This window comes from Williamsia sp. Y721 (assembly GCF_059683565.1).
Genome location: NZ_JCASNH010000001.1, coordinates 444,567 through 465,340 on the forward strand (window position 1 = coordinate 444,567; position 20,774 = coordinate 465,340).

Annotated in this window: 14 protein-coding genes; 8 read left to right on the forward strand and 6 right to left on the reverse strand. The window is 64.5% G+C overall.

The genetic code is table 11. The annotated features are described in order from the left end of the window. Nucleotides 1-29: 29 nt before the first annotated feature. Complete coding sequence (locus AC56PL_RS01930; protein ID WP_495514743.1) at nt 30-1,283, reverse strand: EAL domain-containing protein; 1,254 nt, start codon at nt 1,281-1,283, stop codon at nt 30-32. A 279-nt stretch (nt 1,284-1,562) separates the two neighbouring features. Here AC56PL_RS01930 and AC56PL_RS01935 point away from each other — a divergent pair, with 279 nt between their 5' ends. Next, entirely contained in the window at nt 1,563-2,747 is a 1,185-nt protein-coding gene (locus AC56PL_RS01935) for a diguanylate cyclase (RefSeq protein ID WP_495514744.1), read from the forward strand. Here AC56PL_RS01935 and AC56PL_RS01940 read toward each other — a convergent pair. Continuing rightward, nucleotides 2,708-3,463: a hypothetical protein gene (locus AC56PL_RS01940; protein ID WP_495514745.1), complete on the reverse strand. Its 756-nt coding sequence runs from the start codon at nt 3,461-3,463 to the stop codon at nt 2,708-2,710. The two genes, AC56PL_RS01935 and AC56PL_RS01940, sit on opposite strands and share 40 nt — an antisense overlap. Before the next feature lie 356 nt (nt 3,464-3,819). On the opposite strand from AC56PL_RS01940, the gene AC56PL_RS01945 reads away from it, so the two are divergent. Further along, the gene (locus AC56PL_RS01945; RefSeq protein WP_497152862.1) at nt 3,820-5,928 is read left to right on the forward strand and encodes an Rv1355c family protein; all 2,109 of its coding nucleotides are present in this window, start codon (nt 3,820-3,822) and stop codon (nt 5,926-5,928) included. 96 nt (nt 5,929-6,024) lie between these two features. Here AC56PL_RS01945 and AC56PL_RS01950 read toward each other — a convergent pair whose 3' ends face one another. From AC56PL_RS01950 to AC56PL_RS01960, 3 genes are all read right to left on the reverse strand, one after another. After that, on the reverse strand, nt 6,025-7,275 hold the full coding sequence (locus tag AC56PL_RS01950; RefSeq protein WP_497152863.1) for a saccharopine dehydrogenase family protein: 1,251 nt from the start codon (nt 7,273-7,275) through the stop codon (nt 6,025-6,027). A gap of 91 nt (nt 7,276-7,366) precedes the next feature. Further along, nucleotides 7,367-9,718: a glycoside hydrolase family 65 protein gene (locus AC56PL_RS01955; RefSeq protein WP_497152864.1), complete on the reverse strand. Its 2,352-nt coding sequence runs from the start codon at nt 9,716-9,718 to the stop codon at nt 7,367-7,369. Then, a complete protein-coding gene (locus AC56PL_RS01960) occupies nt 9,718-10,464 on the reverse strand; it encodes an HAD family hydrolase (RefSeq protein WP_497152865.1) in 747 nt (248 codons plus the stop codon). The genes AC56PL_RS01955 and AC56PL_RS01960 overlap by 1 nt, the downstream gene beginning before the upstream one ends. 141 nt (nt 10,465-10,605) lie before the next feature. Between AC56PL_RS01960 and menD the strand changes: the two genes are divergently transcribed. From menD to AC56PL_RS01985, 5 genes are all read left to right on the forward strand, one after another. Further along, entirely contained in the window at nt 10,606-12,243 is a 1,638-nt protein-coding gene (gene menD / locus AC56PL_RS01965) for a 2-succinyl-5-enolpyruvyl-6-hydroxy-3-cyclohexene-1-carboxylic-acid synthase (protein WP_497152866.1), read from the forward strand. Between the two features lie 61 nt (nt 12,244-12,304). After that, entirely contained in the window at nt 12,305-12,775 is a 471-nt protein-coding gene (locus tag AC56PL_RS01970) for a hypothetical protein (RefSeq protein WP_495514751.1), read from the forward strand. A gap of 25 nt (nt 12,776-12,800) precedes the next feature. Beyond that, nucleotides 12,801-13,961 (forward strand): glycosyltransferase, encoded by a 1,161-nt coding sequence (locus tag AC56PL_RS01975; protein WP_495514752.1) that lies wholly within the window; start codon nt 12,801-12,803, stop codon nt 13,959-13,961. Nucleotides 13,962-14,058: 97 nt separating this feature from the next. After that, on the forward strand, nt 14,059-14,748 hold the full coding sequence (locus tag AC56PL_RS01980; protein WP_495514753.1) for a demethylmenaquinone methyltransferase: 690 nt from the start codon (nt 14,059-14,061) through the stop codon (nt 14,746-14,748). 155 nt (nt 14,749-14,903) lie between these two features. After that, a complete protein-coding gene (locus AC56PL_RS01985) occupies nt 14,904-18,242 on the forward strand; it encodes a DEAD/DEAH box helicase (protein WP_497152867.1) in 3,339 nt (1,112 codons plus the stop codon). Nucleotides 18,243-18,319: 77 nt separating this feature from the next. On the opposite strand, the gene AC56PL_RS01990 is transcribed toward AC56PL_RS01985, so the two are convergent. Then, nucleotides 18,320-19,573, reverse strand: coding sequence for a geranylgeranyl reductase family protein (locus AC56PL_RS01990; protein ID WP_497152868.1), 1,254 nt, complete (start codon nt 19,571-19,573; stop codon nt 18,320-18,322). A gap of 53 nt (nt 19,574-19,626) precedes the next feature. On the opposite strand from AC56PL_RS01990, the gene AC56PL_RS01995 reads away from it, so the two are divergent. After that, complete coding sequence (locus AC56PL_RS01995) at nt 19,627-20,637, forward strand: polyprenyl synthetase family protein (protein WP_497152869.1); 1,011 nt, start codon at nt 19,627-19,629, stop codon at nt 20,635-20,637. Nucleotides 20,638-20,774 lie beyond the last annotated feature (137 nt).

The window sequence follows — 20,774 nt, forward strand, 5'->3', positions numbered from 1 at the left end:
GTCTACGCCGATCGTAACGGCTCGGGCGATTACAAGCGGATGTCGCCTGCGGCTTCGGGTTTGCCGAACAGGAACCCCTGCGCGTGGGTGAAACCGAGGTCGCGGAGTTTGCGTACTTCGTCTTCGCTCTCAACACCTTCGGCAACGGTGAGGATGCCGAGGGAGGCCGACAATGTGCACACCGCTCCCACCAAGCTGCGCAGCGGCTCGACGATGCCGACCTTGGACACGAGGGATCGGTCGATCTTCACCACCTTCACCGGCTGTTCCACCATGTATCGCAGTGCCGCGAAACCGGTCCCGAGGTCATCGACGCAGACAGTGCATCCGAGCGCGTCGAGTTCCAGAAGCGTTTGCGCAGCCGGGGATCCGACCTCGATGAGGTTACGTTCGGTCACCTCCACCCACACCGACTCGGCAGGCACGCCCGTGGCCGCAATCGTGTCGGCGACATGCTGCACCAACCCGCGGTCGATGAGCTGGCGAGCCGAGAAGTTGACCGACATGAACAGGGTCGTGTCGTCTGACTCCCGCTGCCACTGCGCCAGTTGGCCAAGTGCGACCGTTACGCCCCACCTGCCGATCGGGACGATCAACGACGTGGCCTCAGCCGCGTCGAGAAAGTCGGCGGGGAGTCGGAGTTCATCACCCACCTGCCATCTCAACAGGGACTCGAACCCGACACGATTCCTCGATGCCAGGTCGACGATCGGTTGGTAGTGCAGGGTGAAGTCGCTGCCGATCGCCTTGGCCAACTCGGTGGTCGCCGCCACTTCGTGCTTGAGCAATTCCACCGTCTGCGACGTGGCGCGGATCGACGTCGACGAGGTGCGGATGGCGTGGTGGACAGCAGCACTTGCGGCTTGGACCAGATCCGGGGCGTCGCGCGCGGTGGGCACCTCGGAGGCAATCGCTATTCCCAGGCAGGTCGGGACGAAGACCGCTTGTCCCTCGACCATCACCTGACGTGACATGCGCTCGGCGAGTCGACGTTCGACAGTCTCGGTATCGACATCGTCGGCATTGAAGAACACCAGGATCAGATGGTCATACGGACCCTCCCAGACAGCCGGATGACCACCGAACAACGCGCTCAGTTCAGTGGCTACCGCCGGTCGGAGTTTGCTGGCCAAACGCCAGCCCAGCGCGGCCGCGAGCAGGCAGGTCGGGTCCATGGACACGAGGACGACCCCGAGGGAGGGGTATTCGATATCAGAGATGAGGGTGCGAATGGCATCGCGGGTTGCCACCGTTGGCTCCAGTGGCGGGGTTGACGCTGACATGCACAACTCCCGATGATCAGTCCAGCGCAGCGACATCCCAACAAATGCACACCTCGCGCTCGTTCAATCGTTGAGACTACCGCGCCGCGCAGATTTCATCCTAAGATGGCCGGATGTCGAACCCGTGTCTAGACTGACGATGGTTGTTCCCAATCGGGAACCGGCGTTGAGTGAAATTTCACGCCTCGAAGGTTTCACCATCGTCGTCGGTCCGGTCAGGGTCTCGCGTACCTGCCCGGAGGCGTCGCCACTGTGCTGGGGATTCGGATAGCTGATCGCGTGAGTAACAAGTTGTCGGAGCGTTTCGACGCACGATCGACTGCGGTACTGATAAGTACGGCGGGCGCTTTCGCGTTGCCTTTGTTCGCGTTCATACAGCCGGAATTCATTATCGACGGCGGTATGAAATACCTCGTCCTGGTCTGGCTTTTCAGCACATTCTCTTTCGCCGTCACGCTATATATCGGCCGGTTGTCCGACACGCAATTCGCAATACTCGGATTCGGCGGAATGTTGGGTGTGGCCTGGTCGGCCTATCTGGTGACGGACCCGGCGGCGGCCCGAGCGATTGTGGCACTGTTGGCCGCCATCCCGGCGATCGCGGCCATGGGCTCTTCGCGGCGGGTGACGATCTCGTTCACAGTGCTCGCAATGGTGCTGGCGGTGGCACTGTCATCCATCAACGCCACCTCCGGGGTGGCACTCATCGTCGCCACCGGCGCCGCGGTCACCACGGTTTTTGTGCCGGTGTTCATGGTCGCCGCACTCCGGAAGTCACTGGGTTCGGTGCTCCTCAAGGTCGCCAAGCTGGGTGATACCGACCCGCTGACCGGGGTACTCAACCGTCGGGGACTGCTGAGCCGAAACAGCGATCTCCTCGAGCGCATCGTGAGAACCCGTCAGTCGATCGGGTTCATGATGATGGACTTCGACAACTTCAAGATCGTCAACGACAGCCATGGCCATGCCGCCGGGGATTCCGTGCTCGTGGCGGCGGCAGCTGTCATCGAGAAGACCGTGCCCAGCCGGTCGATGGTCAGCCGATTCGGCGGCGAGGAGTTCGTGGTGATGACCGAGTCCGCAAGCCCCGCGGAACTCGTCGAACTCGCCGAGGAGGTCCGTCACCGAATCGACACCGAGTGCGGCGTCACGATCAGTATCGGAGCAATCTACGCGCCGTTGATCCGATCGACGACCGGTCGCCCCAATATCGACGACGTGATCGACTTCCTCACCAGGCAGGCGGATCGATGCATGTATGCAGCAAAAGACGCCGGGCGTAACAAAGTGATCTCGCGCACATGTGCGCCGATCGTGTGGGTACCCGGCCCTCCGAGCGAGCCTCAGATCGAGTTTGTCGCGGACGAGCGCCGCGTGGGGAATCTCGACCTGGTCCGCAGGCGGCGGGCCGCTGACGCCCGTTCTCAGGCCGCGACGCCATTTGTCGACGACCAGACGTTGTGAGGGGAACCGGCCGCGAGGATCGAGGTGTCCTGGACCATGTGTGCGAGCACCTTCGGCTTGGCATCGAGCGCGATCCGGTCGCGGTCCCACCACATCAGGCTGGTCTGGTAGCGGGCATCGGGGTACGGCGAGGCCTGGATGTCTTCGGCGACCCGGCCGCCCGAGGATTCCCAGCGACGCAGCACGTGGTCCGCAGCGGTGGCCATGATGTAGCGGGCACCGGTCAGGGTCATCGTGGGAAGTGCGACGCGGGCAAGCATCCCGGCAACGGTCGCCGCGGCGGGTCCTTCGGCGGCCCAGGCGGTCTTCATCTCCACAACGCCATGTTCGAGTCGTGAATCGATCGCGTCGATGACCATCTCCAGGCCCGGCTGGCCAGCCCATTCGAGCAATGCGTGGGATTGGTGGGCGTTGCTGTACGGCCCCTTGGCGCGCACGCCCCCGATGACCGTTCCCGAGCGATCCAGGGCTGCGTAGAACAGGGTTGTGCAGTTGCCGCGGACGACGTCGTCGTACTCGAGGGCCATTTCGGCGCCGTACTTGGCGTAGCTTTCGCGAGCGCCGTCGAGATAGTCGATCCACACGTCCGGAACCGACTGTGGCGTGCCGACGATCAGTGTCGTCCCGGTCTGCTCGTCGATCACCTGCGCGGTGAAATCACGGGCTCCGGAGCTGATCTGTGCGGTCCGGCGATCGTAGGCGAATGCGGTGGTCATTGTGTCTCCTGGCCTGCACACGTGTGCGCACTATTGCTATCTCACCATTGTGGATAGTTGGTGTGGGATTCATGATGGTCTTGCAGGTAGCAAATATTTCTCGAGATTTTGTTGCCCCTCGCTCATTGTTGCTTGTTTGTGGTCGTTATGTCACTGTGTGTCAATCTCCCTCGCCGAAATCGGCCCATCCGGTTTGTCTTGCGCTCGGGCTTGGACAGTCTTCTGATCGAATGTCCAATTCAGATGTCCGAATGTCGCTTGGTCCCATGGGATGTGGGATGTGAGCCTCCCGTATACCGTCGAGGGAACAGGTTTCAATCGCGGCGCCGCGTTGAGAATATAAACAGGATGGTGTAGTGAACGATCAGGCTAATGAATCCATGGCCACCGTTGAGGTTATGGACGACGGCAATCCGGAGGGACGCAGCCGACTCGAGGAACTGCGCGCCACATCAGGAATTGACTTCCATGATTCGGTGGCCCAGCAGTTGTCGGCGGCAGGTGAATTGATCCCACCGCTGGAGAATCAGATTCTCGATGAGCCGGCGCGCTGGATCTACTATCCCTGGCGAAAGAAAGCCATTCGACTGCTCGGTCCCGCCGGATATCGACGACTACGGCTGGACCGGAACCGGAACAAGTTGACGGTCGATGAGCAGGACCGGGCCGGTGTGTTGAGGGTCGGTGTCGTCGGTCTGAGTGTCGGACATGCAGTCGCACATACGTTGGCACTCGAAGGCCTCTGCGGCCAGTTGCGGCTCACGGATTTCGACGATATCGAATTGTCGAATCTGAACCGTGTGCCTGGTTCGGTTTTTGACATCGGCCTCAACAAGGCCGTGGTCGCGGCCCGGCGCATTGCCGAGATCGATCCCTATCTCGATGTCCGGGTACATCAACAAGGTGTTCAGGAATCAACCATCGATGAGTTCTTGGCAGGCCTCGATATCGTCATCGAAGAATGCGATTCGTTCGACGCCAAAGTATTGGTCCGGGACAGGGCGCGGGCACTGGGGATTCCGGTGATCATGGAAACAAGTGACGGCGGTGTTCTCGACGTCGAACGATTTGATCTCGAGCCCGATCGGCCGTTGTTCCACGGTTTGCTCGGCGATTTCAGCGCGGCTTCATTGTCGGGGTTATCGGCGGCCGAGAAAGTGCCGTTTGCGCTTCAGATTCTCGACGGTGACCGACTGACATCCCGAATGGCGGCCTCGGTATTCGAAATGGGCCGAACCCTGTCTGCGTGGCCGCAACTCGGTGGGGATGTCGCACTCGGTGGTGCGACCGTCGCCGCAGCCGTACGGCGCATCGTCCGGGGAGAACCGCTGCCGTCCGGTCGCATCCGGGTCGACCTCGACTCGATCCTCGATGGTCTGACGGAACCGGCCTTGGCGGCGCCGCCCGCGCCTCGGATCGACGTTGATGTGCATGCCGAGTTCGCGGCGCTCGAGGCTCGAGATGCGGTGGTGTACGCCGGTTCTCGGGCGCCCTCACTCGGCAACGCACAACCCTGGAAATTCGATTCGGACAGCACGGGGGTGACGGTTCGATCGAATCCCTCGTCGTCCAGGCTGGATGTCGGCGGACGGGCGTCGGCGGTCGCACTCGGTGCGGTGCTGCACAACATGACGGTCGCGGCTTCGGCAGTGGGGGTGGCCGGAAAGACCGCCATCACCGGGGCGGGTGCGCAACTGCAGGTTCGATTCGATTTCGATGGCGCCGTGGATGCCGATGGCACCGCGCCGCTACGGGCGATGCTCGATCGCCGGACCAACCGGGGATTCGGTGATCGCAGCGAACTCGGCGACGACGTCGTCGAAGCGCTGTCGAAGCAACTGCCCGAAGGGGCGCAGACCCGGCTGGTCACCGATCAGGAAACCCTCGCCGCATTCGGAGTGATCGCCGGAGCGGCCGAACGTCTGCGGTATCTGGATCCGGACCTGCAGTCCGAGATGATGGCAGAGATCGTCGCCGCGTCAGAGGTCGCCTCCGACACCGGGATCGAGGTCGGTGACATGGCACTCATGCCGCAGCAGGCTCCGTTGCTGGCGTTGCTGCGGCGTCCCGATGTGATGGCGCACCTCGATGCCTGGGGTGCGGGTTCCACGTTGGGCGCGGACGCGCAGGGGCGGATCATGACCACGTCGGCGCTTGCCGTGGTGACGGTCGACGGGCGAAGTGCCGACGCGTATGTGCGCGGTGGGGTGGCGATGCAGGAACTGTGGATCCGCGCGCAGGCGCTGGGCCTGGCCGTCCATCCGATCACCCCGGCCTTTCTCTATGCCGATGGGTCGCAGGAGTTCGATGCGATCTCGCCCAAGAAGAGCGACGAGTTGTCCACCCTGGCAACGCAGTTCAACGAGCTGTTCGATGTGGGGATCGATCAGGTGGTCGCCGCGGTACTCCGGTTGTCGCGGACGCCCTTCGTTCCGTCGGTGAGCAGACGGCGACCGGTGAGCTGACCGCCTTCCCCCAGACGATCCGGTAGTACGAAGACGAGCCACAAATATGTGGCTCGTCTTCGTATTTCCGGATCGTCTGCGGGGAGTGGGTGGAGGCTAGGTCAGCTGCTCGGCTTCGAGTTTGAAACCGGCGGCGCGAAGACGTTCGATGAGGACATCGCCGATGGCGGCGGCCGGGGTCAGGATGCCTGACAGTGGCGGCAATTCGTCGCGGTTCAACGCCAGCGACAACGCACACTCCGACAACATCACCGCCGTGGCCTTGTATCCGGGGTCGCCCTTGGCCACGATGCGGGACCGATAGCGCTTGCCGGTGGTGGTGGTCGTGTAGGTCTCGGTGGTGAAATGCCCAGCCTCCCTAACCTTTTTGCTCGGCCCCTCACCGGGCTTGGGGAGCACGCGATCCAGTACCTTGCGGATCGGGCCGATCGACATCGCGCCGAGGAAAGCCGCGGTTCCGGCTGCGACCGCTGCGGACATTGCGGTCGAGACGATCGGGGTACTGCCTACGTACATGGTCTCGCCGTAGCGGAAGTTCTCTCCATAGGCGTTGTCGAGCAGGGCGTTCGACCGGCGCACGATGCGCGTGTTGTAGCTGGCCATGAAGAACGGGGCGAGCGTGCCTTTGAGGCTCGGATCAACCTTCGACGCGCTCACCAGTGCCATATCGCTGGGTTCGGCGCTGCGTTCGATGCCCGCGTATTCGCCTGGCCCGGTGGACAGGGCATGGGGATCGAGCAGGGTGCGCCGCGTCTCGGCGTTGGCGGCTTCTTTGGCGATCACGCGCATCGAATCAACCGTTCCCCCGCTGATGCCTCCGCGGAAACTGCGCAGCACCATGGTCGTCTCACCCATCGTGCCCTCGCCGTCCGCGCTGATCTTCTCATACAGGAGATAGGCGCCGAGATCAGAAGGGACAGAATCGAATCCACACGAATGGACGATTCGGGCGCCATTGGACTTCGCCTGATCGCCGAACTTGTCGATCGACATCCGGACAAAAGGTACTTCGCCGGTGAGGTCGACGTAGTCGGTGCCGCTGTTGACGGTCGACGCCAGGACCGCCTCCCCGTACTTCAGGTAGGGACCGACGGTGGTGCACAACACCCGGGTGCGGGCGGTCATCGCGTCGAGCGAGGCCGGTGAGTCGACGTCCGCGATGATCAGAGGCCAGGCGTTGGCGGGCTCGGGCAGATCGAACCGCATCTGCGAGAGTTTGTGCTCGCTGCGGCCGGCCAGGGCGATCTTGGTTCCGGCGGGCGCATGTTCGGCCAGGTACTCGGCTGTCAGTGCGCCGACAAAACTGGTGGCTCCGAAGACAACAATGTCGAACTCGCGATCAGTCATGCCCCGACCCTACTGAACACACGCGTTGTCGGCTTTTGGTTTGCTCCCGCCGCCCTGGTGAGCAGGACGAAATCGAACGTGTGGTCCGGCGTCAATACGATGTGACACGTCGATACGGCTCGCGACCCGGCGGTTGCTCCGGCGTCGAATCCGGGCGCAGTTCGTCGATCTGCAGCGTCACCGGTCGATCACCGAGCACGAATAGCTCGCCGTGGTGCGACAACTGCTGGTGGTCGCCGCCGATCAGCCGATAGATCGCCTCGCTGTGATGCACTTCGACCTCGATGTAACTGCGCCGCAGTGTCATCCGGAAGACCATGCGGTCCAGCCGGAGGGGAAGTCGCGGCGCAAAGGTGACGACCCCGGCGTGATCCCGCATCCCGCCGAAGCCTGCGACACAGCACAACCAGGTGCCTGCGAGCGCGGCGATGTGCAGACCACCCGACGAATTGTGGTGCAGGTCGTGCAGATCGGTCAGTGCGGTCTCGACGAAGTAGTCGTACGAGAGGTCGAGGTGTCCGACCTCCGCCGCGACGATCGATTGCCCACAGGCCGACAACGACGAGTCCCGCACGGTCAGTGGCTCGTAGTAGTCGAAGTTGCGCCGCTTCTGTTCCGCGGTGAACGCATCGCCGCGCAGATACATCGCGAGCACCAGATCGGCCTGTTTGACCACCTGTTTGCGGTAGAGATCCTGATACGGGTAGTGCAGGAGCAGCGGATAATTCTCGGGCGGTGTGCCTGCAAAATCCCATCGGGCCTGGCGGGTGAACGATTCGGCCTGTTGATGGACACCCAATTCGGGGTCGTAGGGCAGTGTCATCCGGGCCGCGCAGTCCTGCCAATACGCGGTCTCCTCGTCGTCGACACCGAATCGGGCCGCCACCGGGGGATGTCGCTTGCACGCCGCGACGGCATCACGAAAGTTCCGCTGCGCCATGAGATTCGTATAAATATTGTTGTTGGCGATCGACGAGTACTCGTCCGGTCCGGTCACGCCGTCGATGCGGAAATCTCCGCGCAGGTCGTGATGACCCAGCGAGGCCCACGATCGCGCCGTCTCGATCAGGAGCTCGAGCCCGCGGTCGACCTCGAACTGCTCGTCACCGGTTGCGGCGACGTACTGCGAGACCGCTGCGGCGATGTCGGCGTTGATGTGGACTGCTGCACTGCCCGCAGGCCAGTAGCTCGAACACTCCTGGCCGTTGATCGAGCGCCACGGGAACATCGCACCGGTCTGGCTCAACTCCTTGGCCCGGTTCTTGGCCATGTCGAGCGTGGCGTGACGCCAGCCCAGCGCATTCGCGGTCGCATCCGGCACGGTGTACGTCAGCACCGGCAGCACAAAGGTCTCGGTATCCCAGAAGGCGTGGCCGTCATACCCGGGTCCGGTGAGGCCCTTGGCAGGCAGCGCGCGATTCTCGCCGCGGGCACCGGCCTGCAAGACGTGGAACAGTGCGAAACGGACGGCCTGCTGCAGCTCCGGGTCGCCGTCGAGGATGACGTCGGCGGTATCCCAGAAGTCGTCGAGATATCGGCGCTGGCGGGCCTTCAATTCATCCCAGCCGTTGTCGCGGGCCGACGCCAGTGCGGCGTCGACCTGGGCCTGCAGAGCCGAAGGTGAGCGCTGACTCGACCATCCGTACGACAAATACTTGGTGATCGCCACCCGTTGTCCGGCAGGGACTTTGGCGGTCACGGTCAAGCGTGCGAGGTCCTCGCTGAGGATCTCGCAAGACACCGAGTTGGGTGCCTCGAGCTCGTGGTCCATCCCGGCGGCGATGCGCAGACCGGATTCTCTGGTGTGATGGCCGAGTACGGCCCGGTGGCCATGTGCCTCGGCGAAATCGCCGACCAGCGGGCGGTGGAGTGCAGCTGCGAGCCGGGGGTCCTTGCCCGGAGGCGTGGCCACCTCTTCATTGGCCAGCAGGTCGGACTGCAGGACGATCTCGGTGTCTTCGTCGAGCGGTTCGACCTCGTAGCGGATGAGGGCGATGGCCCGTTCGGTGAACGACACCAGCCGTTCCGATGTGATCCGGACCCGCCGGCCGACCGGTGAGGTCCACTCGGTGGTGCGCAGCAGGGTTCCCGAACGAAAGTCGAGTTTCCACTCGTGAAGCTGGGTGGTCCCGTAGCGCAGGTCCATCGGTTCGTCCTCGACGAGCAGGCGGATGATCTTGCCGTTCGTGACGTTGACAACCGTCTGCCCGTCCTCGGGATATCCGTAACCGCCTTCCGCGTACGGCAACTCACGACGTTCGTAGAAGCCGTTGAGATAGGTCCCGGGGTTGAAGACCGGCTCGGCTTCCTCGACGTTGGCACGCAACCCGATGTGGCCGTTGGACAGCGCGAAGATCGATTCGATCCGACCGAGTGAATCCTGATCGGTGCCACGCCAGGTCAGGTCCCAGGGCGCCACCTCCATCCCGGGGTCCTGGGCCATCAGTCCTCCAGCAGTTCGGTCAGGGCGGTGACCACGCGGTCAGCACCGGCTCGGCGTAGGTCGTCACCGTGTGTTCCGCCACCGGAGCGGTCGACGCCCACGACGTAGCCGAAACGACCGGCGTGCCCGGACGCCACACCCGCCACGGCGTCCTCGAACACCGCGGCCTGCTCGGGTGGTACGCCAAGGGCCTGCGCACCGGCGAGAAATGCATCCGGAGCGGGTTTTCCGGCGAGGCCACGCTGCGCGATCGTGAGTCCGTCGACCCGGGCCGAGGCATACTCCGCCAGACCTGTTGCCTCCAGGATGGGTGCGCCGTTCTTGGAACTGGTCACCACGGCGATCGCCAACTGCGCATGCCGCGCTGCCTTCAGATACGCCACCGCATCGGGATATGGTTGCGCGCCAGTTGTTTTCAGTTCGTCGAGAAACAATCCGTTCTTGGTGTCGCCGATACCGCTGACCGTGGCGTCGACCGCGGTATCGCCGGTGTCACCCGGCGCAAGCGTGATGCTGCGGGACGCCAGGAATGTCACGATCCCGTCATTCCGGGACCGGCCATCGACGTACTGGAGATAGTCGTCGTCGGTGAACGGCCGACGCTGCTCGGGATCAGCCGCGGAGTATGACGCGAGGAAGGTGTCGAATGCCTGCTTCCAGGCCCGACGGTGAACCGTTGCCGTATCGGTCAGAACTCCGTCGAGATCAAAGAGCAGTGCCGTCACCGATGCCGGTAAGCCGATCACCCTTGCGACCGTACCCGGTGGGACTCGATTCGCGTCCGAAGTCGGACCCCGCGCTTTGTGATCGAGCGGTGCGGCCGATTGTCCGCGTCGTCACACCGGTCGACGCGATGGGCATGCAGGCGGCGCCGCTAGCCTGAAGTAATGAATCCTTCGACCCTGCAGGCGCGCGTGATCGTCGACGAGATGATCCGCGGAGGCGTGGCCGAAGCCGTGTTGTGCCCCGGCTCACGCAATGCGCCCTTCGCGTTCGCGTTGCATGCCGCCGATGCGGCCGGACTCCTGCGACTGCACGTGCGGGTCGACGAGCGCACGGCCGGCTATCTGGCGCTGGGCCTGGCTGCGGCGTCCGGGCAGCCGGTGCCCATCGTGATGACCAGCGGTACCGCGGTGGCGAACATGAGTCCGGCGGTCTTCGAGGCCAACTACGCACGGCTGCCGCTGGTCGTGATCAGCGCCAACCGTCCCTACGAACTCCTGGGGTCGGGCGCGAATCAGACCATCGAACAGTTCGGGATCTTCGGCACCCAGGTGCGCGCGGCAATCAGCCTCGGGCTGGCCGAGCAGGACCTCGACACCAACAGTCAGTGGCGTTCGGCCGTCGGGCGCGTGCTCGCCGCGGCCCGCGGCGCCCGCACCGGCAATGCCGGACCGGTGCAGTTCGACATTCCATTGCGCGAACCGCTGGTTCCGGATCCGGGCGCCGCGCCCAGCGACGACCTCGGTGTCTTCGCAGGCCGACCCGACGGCGCCCCCTGGACGGTGACCTCCGTCGGGAAGCTGGACGTCCCCGTCGACATCGACATCAGCGAACCGACCGTCGTGGTCTCCGGGCACGGCGCCGGACATCGACCCGAGCTCGCCGCGCTGCCGACCGTGGCCGAGCCGACCGCCCCGGCCCCCGAGAACCCGCTGCATCCGCTGGCATTGTCGGCGCTGCGTCCCACCCAGGCCATCATCTGTGGTCGTCCGACCCTGCACCGTGAGGTCTCCACGCTGCTCGCCGATCCGAATGTCCGCGTCTACGCGCTGACCACCGGGCCGCGCTGGCCCGACGTCTCCGGCAACGTGCTGGCCACCGGTTCGCGCGCCGAGGTTGTCGGGGAAGCCGACGAAGACTGGCTCAAGACCTGCGCGGCAGCACACCAACGCGCGGTCAATGCCGTCGACCTGGAACTCGATGCCACCGAGGCCGTCACCGGACTGCACGTCGCGAAGGTCGTCAGCGCGGCGATGGCTCCCGGTGAACAACTGGTGGTCGGGGCGTCCAACCCCATCCGCGACGTCGCATTGGCCGGGCGGGTCGGACCTGACGTGCGGGTTTTGTCGAACCGAGGTGTCGCGGGGATCGACGGAAACGTCTCCACCGCCATCGGTGCGGCGCTGGCGACCGGTAGGCGAACGGTCGCGCTGATGGGAGATCTGACATTTGTGCACGACGCCACCGGACTGCTGATCGGTCCGGCCGAACCCCGACCGAACCGGCTGACGATCGTCGTGGCCAATGACGACGGCGGCGGCATCTTCGGCCTGCTCGAACAGGGCGACCCCCGGTTCTCGGGGCCCGACTACCTCGGCGCCTACGAGCGGGTGTTCGGCACACCGCACCAGACCGACCTGGCATCGGTCTGCGCCGGATTCGGAACCCCGCACCGGCTCGTGACACTCGACGAGCTGCCAGGGGCGCTCAATGAATCCGGTTCAGGCATCGAGGTGATCGAGGTCCGGACGGACCGGTCGACGCTGAGGTCCGTGCACGCGTCCATCAAAATCCGCCTCTGAACGGTCGATGGGGAGCGGCGACGGAATTGGGTCGTCGGGACCGATTGACTATGGTGGCGGCATGTCTCCGACCGTGCTGCGCCGTGTTCAGATCGGGCTGCTCAGTGTCGGGATCATCATCACGATCATGATGGCGACCATGGTCGCCGGGGCCTACCGGAACGACACGTTGATCGATTCCGACAAGGCCACCACGGTTGCCGAGGTGGTCAGTGCCGGTCCGACCAAGGCGTCGGTCTCGTTCTCCACACCCGACGGCATGTTCCACAGCCCACGCCTGGGCGTCTTCTATCCCGGTGGACTGGCGAAGGGTCAGCGCATCAGCGTCGACTACTCGAAGTCGGATCCCGAACTCGTCCGGGTCACCGGGCGTGACGCGAGCCTGGCGATCCTGCCGGCATTGTCGGTGCTGGTGTACTCGTGGCTGGTCATCGGCGGCGTCATGGTGCTCCTCGCCGAGATCAACCGGCGTCGCACCGGCGGACGTTCATCTACGGTTCCGGTCCCCGTCACGGCGTCGAACACCGCCTGACAACTTCACGTCCGACACTGGACGTGTGCGAGTGGCAATTGTCGCGGAGAGCTTCCTGCCGAACATGAACGGCGTCGTCAACTCGGTCCTTCGGGTGACCGAGAACCTTGAACGTCGCGGACATGAGGTCCTGATCATCGCCCCCGGCGTCCCTCGGTCGGCGAAGCGGTCGGGCCGATCGAAGCCGGGCCCGGCCGTGGTGTCCGGTGCACCGGTGAAGTACATCCCGTCGATGATGGTTCCCAAGGTCAGCTCGATGCCGGTCGGCGTACCCGCGCTGTCGATGTATCGAGCGCTGGCCGACTTTCGCCCGGACATCGTCCACCTCGCGTCGCCGTTTGTCGTGGGTGCGGCGGGTGTCGCCTGCGCGCGGCGGCTCGATGTCCCGACCGTCGCGGTGTTCCAGACCGACGTCGCCGGATTCGCCGCCAGCTACGGAATGAAACCCGGCACCTGGGCCGCCTGGGCGTGGACCCGAAAACTGCACAGCGCCTGCGACCGCACCCTGGCCCCGTCCACGGTCTCGGTCAAAGCCCTTCGCGACCGGGGCGTTCCGCGCGTCCACCACTGGGGTCGCGGGGTGGACGAGACCCGCTTTCATCCCTCGCGCCGCGACGACGCGATGCGCGCCCGCTGGAGCCCGGGCGGCAAGCTCATCGTCGGGTTCGTCGGTCGCCTGGCACCGGAAAAGCATGTGGAGCGGCTGGCAGTCCTGTCGGGCCGCGAGGACGTGCAGCTGGTGATCGTCGGGGACGGGCCGCAACGCTCGATGCTCGAACGGTTGATGCCCGATGCGGTCTTCACCGGTGAGCTCGGTGGCCTCGAACTCGCACGGGCCTATGCGAGCCTGGACGTGTTCGTCCACGCCGGGGAGCACGAGACGTTCTGCCAGGCGGTTCAGGAAGCCCTGGCCAGCGGTGTCCCGGCGATCGCACCCGACGCCGGCGGGCCGCGGGACCTCATCAATCACTGCCGAACCGGATATCTGCTCGGCCTCGACGACTTCTCCGGGCGTCTCAGCGACGCGATCACCACACTCGGGGACGATCGGGTGCGCACCGAGTTCGGCGCCGCAGCGCACCGGAGTGTGCAGGGCCGGACCTGGTCGGCGATCACCGACCAGCTCCTCGGGCACTACGACGCGGTCCTCGGACGGAACCGGACCATGCGACGAAGAGCGGCCTGAGACGTAGCCGGAGGCGGAGCTCGACAATATGTCTGAGACGAAGCCGGAGGCGGAGCTCGACAATATGTGTGATGACGCAGCCGGTACGGTTGCGGTCATGTCACGTGCATCGCTGGCCAAGAATCCAAAAGACGTCGCGGCCATGTTCGACGGTGTCGCGGGACGCTACGACCTCACCAACACCGTCCTGTCGTTCGGTCAGGATCGTGGCTGGCGCGTTGCCACCCGCAAGGCGCTGGCGCTCGGGTCCGGCGACGTTGTCCTCGATCTCGCGGCCGGAACCGCGGTGTCCACCGTCGAGCTCGCGCGGTCCGGTGCGTTCTGCGTCGCGGCCGACTTTTCTCTGGGCATGCTCAAGGCAGGGGCCAAGCGTCCGGTGCCGAAGGTGGCCGCCGACGCGTTGCATCTGCCGTTCGGCGACAACACCTTCGACGCCGCGACCATCTCGTTCGGTCTCCGCAACGTCAACGACGTCGATGTCGCCTTCGCCGAGCTGTTCCGGGTTCTGAAACCCGGTGGCCGCGTTGTGATCTGCGAGTTCTCCACCCCGGTCTTCGAGCCGATGCGGGTGGTCTACATGGAGTACCTGATGAAGGCGCTTCCCGCGGTGGCGACCAAGGTGTCGAGTAACCCGGAGGCGTACGTCTACCTCGCGGAGTCGATCCGCGAATGGCCGAATCAGCCGGAGCTGGCGCAGCAGATGCGTGACGCCGGGTTCGAGGACGTCCGCTGGCGCAACCTCACCTTCGGTATCACCGCGCTGCATCGGGGTGTCAAGCCTGCCTAACCCGATGATGTGGCCTTTTGGCGGTGCTCACCTGGGCTTTTGTTCGCCAAAACAGCACACTTTCGGGTGGGGACGGAGGTTGGGACTGTGGATGACGGTGTGGTGAGTGTCATTCGTTCCCGGTGCTGTCTCGATCCCTCGCTAACCTGCAATCAATGACTACCGACTGGGCGCACCTGATCACCCCGGCGTCGCTTGCCGGCGACTTCGATCTGGGGACGATCAGTCGTGGAGCGGCGTATGCGAAGCAGCGCCGCGTCAGCGCGATGAAGTGGGACGAGCCGAAGCACCGATTGACCGGACGATGCACGGGTTCGGGCGTCTCCACCTATGGCATGCGCGTTGTATTCAGCGGACTGGGTGCGGACTGGAAGATCGCGGATGCGTCGTGCACCTGTCCGGTCGGCTACTTCTGCAAACACGCCGTGGCACTACTGCTCGCCTTTGCCGAAGGCGTCGACACCGACTTGTCCCGCTTGCCCGTTCAGCAGGTCCCGCAGTGGGAGCGCCGACTGCGTCCGCTGCTCGAGCAGAACCGGCCCAAACCCGCCGAACCACTGGCCTTGCAGGTCTTTTACAGCGATGGTGTCACCGCGGGGCGTCGGGCCAAACCGGCCCAGTTGGCGTTGCGACTGTTGCGTCCGGGAACCCGGTCGAAATGGATCAGATCGGGTATCGACTGGCCGATGATCGTCGGGCTCGGACCAGGTCATTTCGACATGGCGCAGGTCTCCGTGCTCCAGGCGATGGCCTCCGACTCCATGCGGACGACCAGATACGGTCTCCCGTACGGATTGATCCTCACCACGGCCCCGGCCACCATCTGGCAGCAGCTCGACGCCGCGCTTGCGGCGGGGATCCCGATACTCGGTGACCCGGCTACCGGGATCGACGACGTGCACATCGGCAAGCGAGCCGGGCTCACCCTCGACATCGGCGGGGACATCGGCGGTGATGCCCGCGTCGTGATCGAAATCGACGTCGACGGCGTCACGCTGCCGTCCGATGGCGTCGAAATCTTGGGAAACAAGGCACCGCACGGTGTTTCATATATCGACGACGAAGGTGTGCTCACGCTGGCACCATTCGAACCGGACAACGGCGCGGTCGCGCAGCTGCTGGATGGTCCACCGATTGTCATCCCGGCCTCCGACGGCGCCGCGTTCGTCGCAGATATGTTGCCGCGGCTGCGCGAATCGGTGTCGGTGCGCGTGGACGAATCCGTGCTCAGGCCACCCGTCATCACCGGACCGGTCGCTGTTCTCACGGTCCGCATCGTTCACGACACAGCCCACATCCAATGGGCCATGCGCTATCTGGTCAATGGCAAACCCCGCGACTTCAACGACAATCCGATGACGGAGCCGCAATGGCGCGATGTGGCCGCCGAGCAGGATCTGTGGGAACGGCTTCGTGACGTGTTGGGTGCGGTCGCACTGCTGTCGCGCACCGCCACCTATCGCATCCTCGTCGCGTACATCGGGGGAGTGCCGGGAACCGACGGTTTCCCGCCGATCCACGAACTCCAACCGGCCGATCATGACCATGCGATAGCGGCTGCGACGACAAGAACGTTGCGGGGCGACCTGCAACTGGCCCCCGTCGAGACGGCGCGCCTGTTCGCCGAGATCCTGCCGACGCTCGGCGACCGCGACGACCTGATCCTTGATGTAGCCGAGGTCGCCACGCAGTATCGGAAGGTCACCGAACGTGCGCGCGTGAGGTTTTCCGGTTCGGACTCGGCGGAGTCCGACTGGCTCGACCTGGCGATCACCATGGATGTCGATGGTGAGCAGGTTGCGGTGGCCGATGTTCTCGCAGAATTGTCCACGGGCGCAACACATATGCTGCTTCCGTCCGGGGTCTACTTCGCGCTGGACACACCGGAGCTGACCAAGCTCAAAAAGCTGATGGCCGAAGCCGAGACTCTGGGGGAGTTGGGCTCCGGCCGAGTTCCTGCGATCCCGGCGAATGCAACGCTCTGGGAAGAGTTGCTGCAGCTCGGTGTCGTCGACGAGCAACTCGGGCAGTGGCGCGAACGGGTCGAAAAGCTCAGCGCCGCGCGACCTCCGCAGCGGGTCGAACCGCCCCTGATGCTCGATGCCACTCTGCGTGACTACCAGCGCGAGGGGCTGGATTGGCTGTCGTTCCTCTGGGACAACGGACTCGGCGGCGTCCTGGCCGACGACATGGGACTCGGCAAGACCCTGCAGACCCTGGCGCTGTTCGCCCGCGCCCGTGAGAACGGGGAAACCGGAAGGTTTCTCGTTGTCGCGCCAACGAGTGTGGTCGGCAACTGGGTGTCGGAGTGCCATCGGTTCACCGACCTGAAAGCGGTGGCCGTCACGGCCACCTCGGCGCGAAGTCGTAAACCGTTGGCGGAGTTCATCGCCGATGCCGATCTGGTGATCACCACGTACGCCCTGCTGCGTATCGACTTCGACTCGTACGACGAACAGGAGTGGGCGGGCATGCTTCTCGACGAAGCCCAGTTCGTCAAGAACCACAACTCGAAAGCCCATCAGTGTGCTCGCCGGTTGTCCGTGCCGTTCAAACTCGCAGTCACCGGTACCCCGATGGAGAACAACCTGATGGAGTTGTGGTCGCTGCTGTCGATCACCGTGCCCGGGCTGTTCCCGAGTCCGAAGTCGTTCGGCGAGTTCTTCCGTAAACCCATCGAAAAGGGCGAGGATCCCGAACGGTTGCCGGTCCTGCGCAAACGCATCAAACCGGTGATGTTGCGCCGCACCAAAGACCAGGTCGCGCGGGATTTGCCTGCCAAGCAGGAGCAGGTCCTGCAGGTCGAGTTGTCGCCGAAACACCGCAAGATCTACGACACCCGGCTGGTCCGGGAACGCGAAGTGGTACTCGGACTACTCGGGGACTGGGAAAAGAACCGCTTCCAGATCTTCCGGTCGTTGACGATGCTGCGGCAACTGAGTTTGCACGCCGGACTGGTGGACAGTGCCGACAGCGACGTGGCGTCGGCGAAAGTCGACTTCATCCGCGAGCAGCTCCCCGAATTGATCGCCGAAGGCCACAGCGCGCTCGTCTTCAGTCAGTTCACCGGATTCCTCGGCATATTGCGAAAGGCGCTGGAAGCGGACGATATCCGGTACAGCTACCTCGACGGGTCGCTGTCGGCGAAGGAGCGGACCGTCGCCATCGACAACTTCACCTCCGGCAAAACGCAGGTCTTCCTGATCAGTCTCAAAGCAGGTGGCTTCGGACTGAACCTGACCGAAGCCGACTACTGCTTCGTCTGCGACCCGTGGTGGAATCCGGCCGCGGAGGCCCAGGCCATCGACCGGACACATCGGATCGGCCAAACCCGGCCGGTCACCGTCTACCGACTGGTGTCCGCCGGAACCATCGAGGCGAAAGTCGTCGCACTGCAGGACCGCAAACGTGAGTTGTTCAACGCGGTGGTCGACGACGGAGAAATGTTCTCCACCGCCGTCGACGCCGACGACATCCGCAAGATGCTCGAGTAACCCCGGAGTTGGTGGCTTCTGGTGAGGCTGACCTGCGGAAATACTCGCCAGAACCCACCAAGATGGGGGGTCTGGGGTCAGGTGAAGGGTGGGCGGGTGTCGAGTTTGTTGCTCGTCAGGCCGGCAAGGTGCCAGGCGCGGGCGATGAGATCGGAATCGTCCTCGGTGATCAGGTTGCCCATCACCCGCACCACCATCGACATCAAAGCGGCCGATCGGATACCGGGACGCCCCAGGATCGGCACCACCCGAGGCACCGTCAACACTGCGGCGAGACGGCGGGCCGCAGAGAAGGCGAGCGCGTAGCGCGACCGCAACAGATCCGGCCACAACGTCGAATAGTCGTTCTCACCAAGCACTTCGACGGCCAGACGGGCGGTTTCGAGGGCGTAGTCGATACCTTCACCGTTGAGTGGGTTGACGCAGGCCGCGGCATCACCGATCAACATCCAGTTCGCCCCGGCCACGCCGGAAACGGCCCCACCCATGGGCAACAACGCCGAGGCGATGCGCAGGGGTTTGCCCCGCAGCTGCCAGTCGTCGCGCTGAGAGTTGGTGTAGTGCTCGATGATCGGCCGTAGCGCCATGTGGGCCGGACGTTTCTCGGTGGCCAGCGCGCCGACCCCGATGTTCACCAGCCCGGACTCTGCGCCCAGTGGGAAGACCCACCCGTAGCCGGGCAGCAATTCGCCTGCCCCGTCCCGTAATTCGAGATGTGATCCCATCCAGGTGTCGTCGCAGCGTCCCGACTCCACGTATGCCCGCGCCGCCACGCCGTAAGCGGTGTTTCGATGCCAGGCGCGACCCAGTGACGTGCCGAGCGCCGAGCGGACGCCGTCGGCGACGATCACCTTGTCGACCTCGATCTGGGCCGGTCCGTCGGGCGTGTTGCATTGCACTGCAGTGATTTTGCCGCCGATGATGGTCGCGCCTACAGCCTTGACGCCGGATACCATCGTCGCACCCGCGGCCAGGGCGTGATGCCGGATGCGGTCATCGAGTTCGGTGCGGGCCACGGCGCTGCCGTAGGCGGGGAAGTGGGCGGACTTCTGCGGCCACCGCACCTGCTGCCGTCCACCCCACCCCTGGAGGTCCAGACCCTCGATCCGGGGACCGCTGAACGCGTCCGCGAGACCCAGCAGATCGAGTTCGGCGATGGCGCGCGGCGTCAACCCGTCGCCGCAGGTCTTGTCGCGCGGAAACACCGCCGAATCGAGCAGGGTGACCTCTCGACCGGTGGCTGCGGCGGCTGCGGCGGCCGCCGACCCACCAGGACCTGCGCCGACGACTAGAATCTCGGTGCGCGCGGGAACGCGGATGGGTGCACTCACCCGTTGAGTATCCCGCACCACTAGGCTCTCCCTATGACAGGAGCAGGTCAGGCGTGAAGACAACGTTCGCAGGTCTTGAAATGGGATCCGAGGCCTTTGCCACGGATGTGGGGCAGTCACTCGAGCGTGTCGAGGAGCTGTTGCTCAAGGAGCTGTCGTCCGGCGAGGACTTCCTGACCGAGGCCGCCACACATCTCGCGAAGGCCGGTGGCAAGCGGTTCCGACCGATCTTCGCCATCTTGTCGGCGCATTTCGGCCCCCAGCCGCACTCCGATGAGGTGATCACCTCGGCGACCGTTGTCGAGATGATCCACCTCGCGACGCTCTACCACGACGACGTGATGGATGAAGCCGAGCTGCGCCGCGGTGCACTCAGTGCCAACAGCCGGTGGAGCAACAGCGTGGCCATCCTGGCAGGCGACTTCCTCTTCGCCAGGGCATCGCGACTGGTCTCGACCCTTGGCCCGCACGCGGTGCTGATCATCGCCGACACCTTCGCAGAGCTGGTCACCGGTCAGATGCGCGAAACCGTCGGCGCCCGCGGCAAGGTTGATCCGGTGGAGCACTACCTGCGGGTCGTGTGGGAAAAGACCGGCTCGTTGATCGCGGCCAGTGGCCGGTTCGGTGCCATGGCATCGGGCGCTGACACCGAACAGATCGAGCGGCTCTCACGGCTCGGCGACGCGGTCGGTGTTGCATTCCAGGTCTCCGACGACATCATCGACATCAGCTCGGCCGCCGATGACTCGGGCAAGAACCCGGGAACCGATCTGCGCGAGGGCGTGCACACCCTTCCGGTGCTCTACGCGCTGGCCGACCCGGCCGAGGCCCGCCTGCGGGAGCTCGTGGTGGCCGCCGACGGCAGCAATCGCGCACTCACCACGGACGACGAGGTCGCAGAAGCCCTCAAGTTGCTCAACAAGTCCGAAGGTCTCGTGAAGGCCAGGGCAACGCTGAAGGGATACGCCGACGCCGCCTATGCGGAACTGGCCGAGCTTCCCGAAGGCGCCGCACACGACGCGATGAGCTCACTGGTTCGCTACACCATCGACCGTATCGGCTGACCTTCCACTCCACCCCGATCCTGTGCCCTTTTGGCGGAGCCCACCTGGGCTTTTGTTCGCCAAAAGGCCACATCATCGGGGAACCACACCGTGTGGTTCGTTCGTTGAACCTCCAGTGCAACAGAACAGGAGTGACC

Bases quoted from the DNA above. Each gene is read 5' to 3' on its own strand.
- AC56PL_RS01940 (WP_495514745.1), bottom strand. From the start codon at position 3,463: ATGACCACCGCATTCGCCTACGATCGCCGGACCGCACAGATCAGCTCC.
- menD (WP_497152866.1), top strand. From the start codon at position 10,606: ATGAATCCTTCGACCCTGCAGGCGCGCGTGATCGTCGACGAGATGATC.
- AC56PL_RS01970 (WP_495514751.1), top strand. From the start codon at position 12,305: ATGTCTCCGACCGTGCTGCGCCGTGTTCAGATCGGGCTGCTCAGTGTC.
- AC56PL_RS01985 (WP_497152867.1), top strand. From the start codon at position 14,904: ATGACTACCGACTGGGCGCACCTGATCACCCCGGCGTCGCTTGCCGGC.
- AC56PL_RS01980 (WP_495514753.1), top strand. From the start codon at position 14,059: ATGTCACGTGCATCGCTGGCCAAGAATCCAAAAGACGTCGCGGCCATG.
- AC56PL_RS01950 (WP_497152863.1), bottom strand. From the start codon at position 7,275: ATGACTGATCGCGAGTTCGACATTGTTGTCTTCGGAGCCACCAGTTTT.
- AC56PL_RS01955 (WP_497152864.1), bottom strand. From the start codon at position 9,718: ATGGCCCAGGACCCCGGGATGGAGGTGGCGCCCTGGGACCTGACCTGG.
- AC56PL_RS01930 (WP_495514743.1), bottom strand. From the start codon at position 1,283: ATGTCAGCGTCAACCCCGCCACTGGAGCCAACGGTGGCAACCCGCGAT.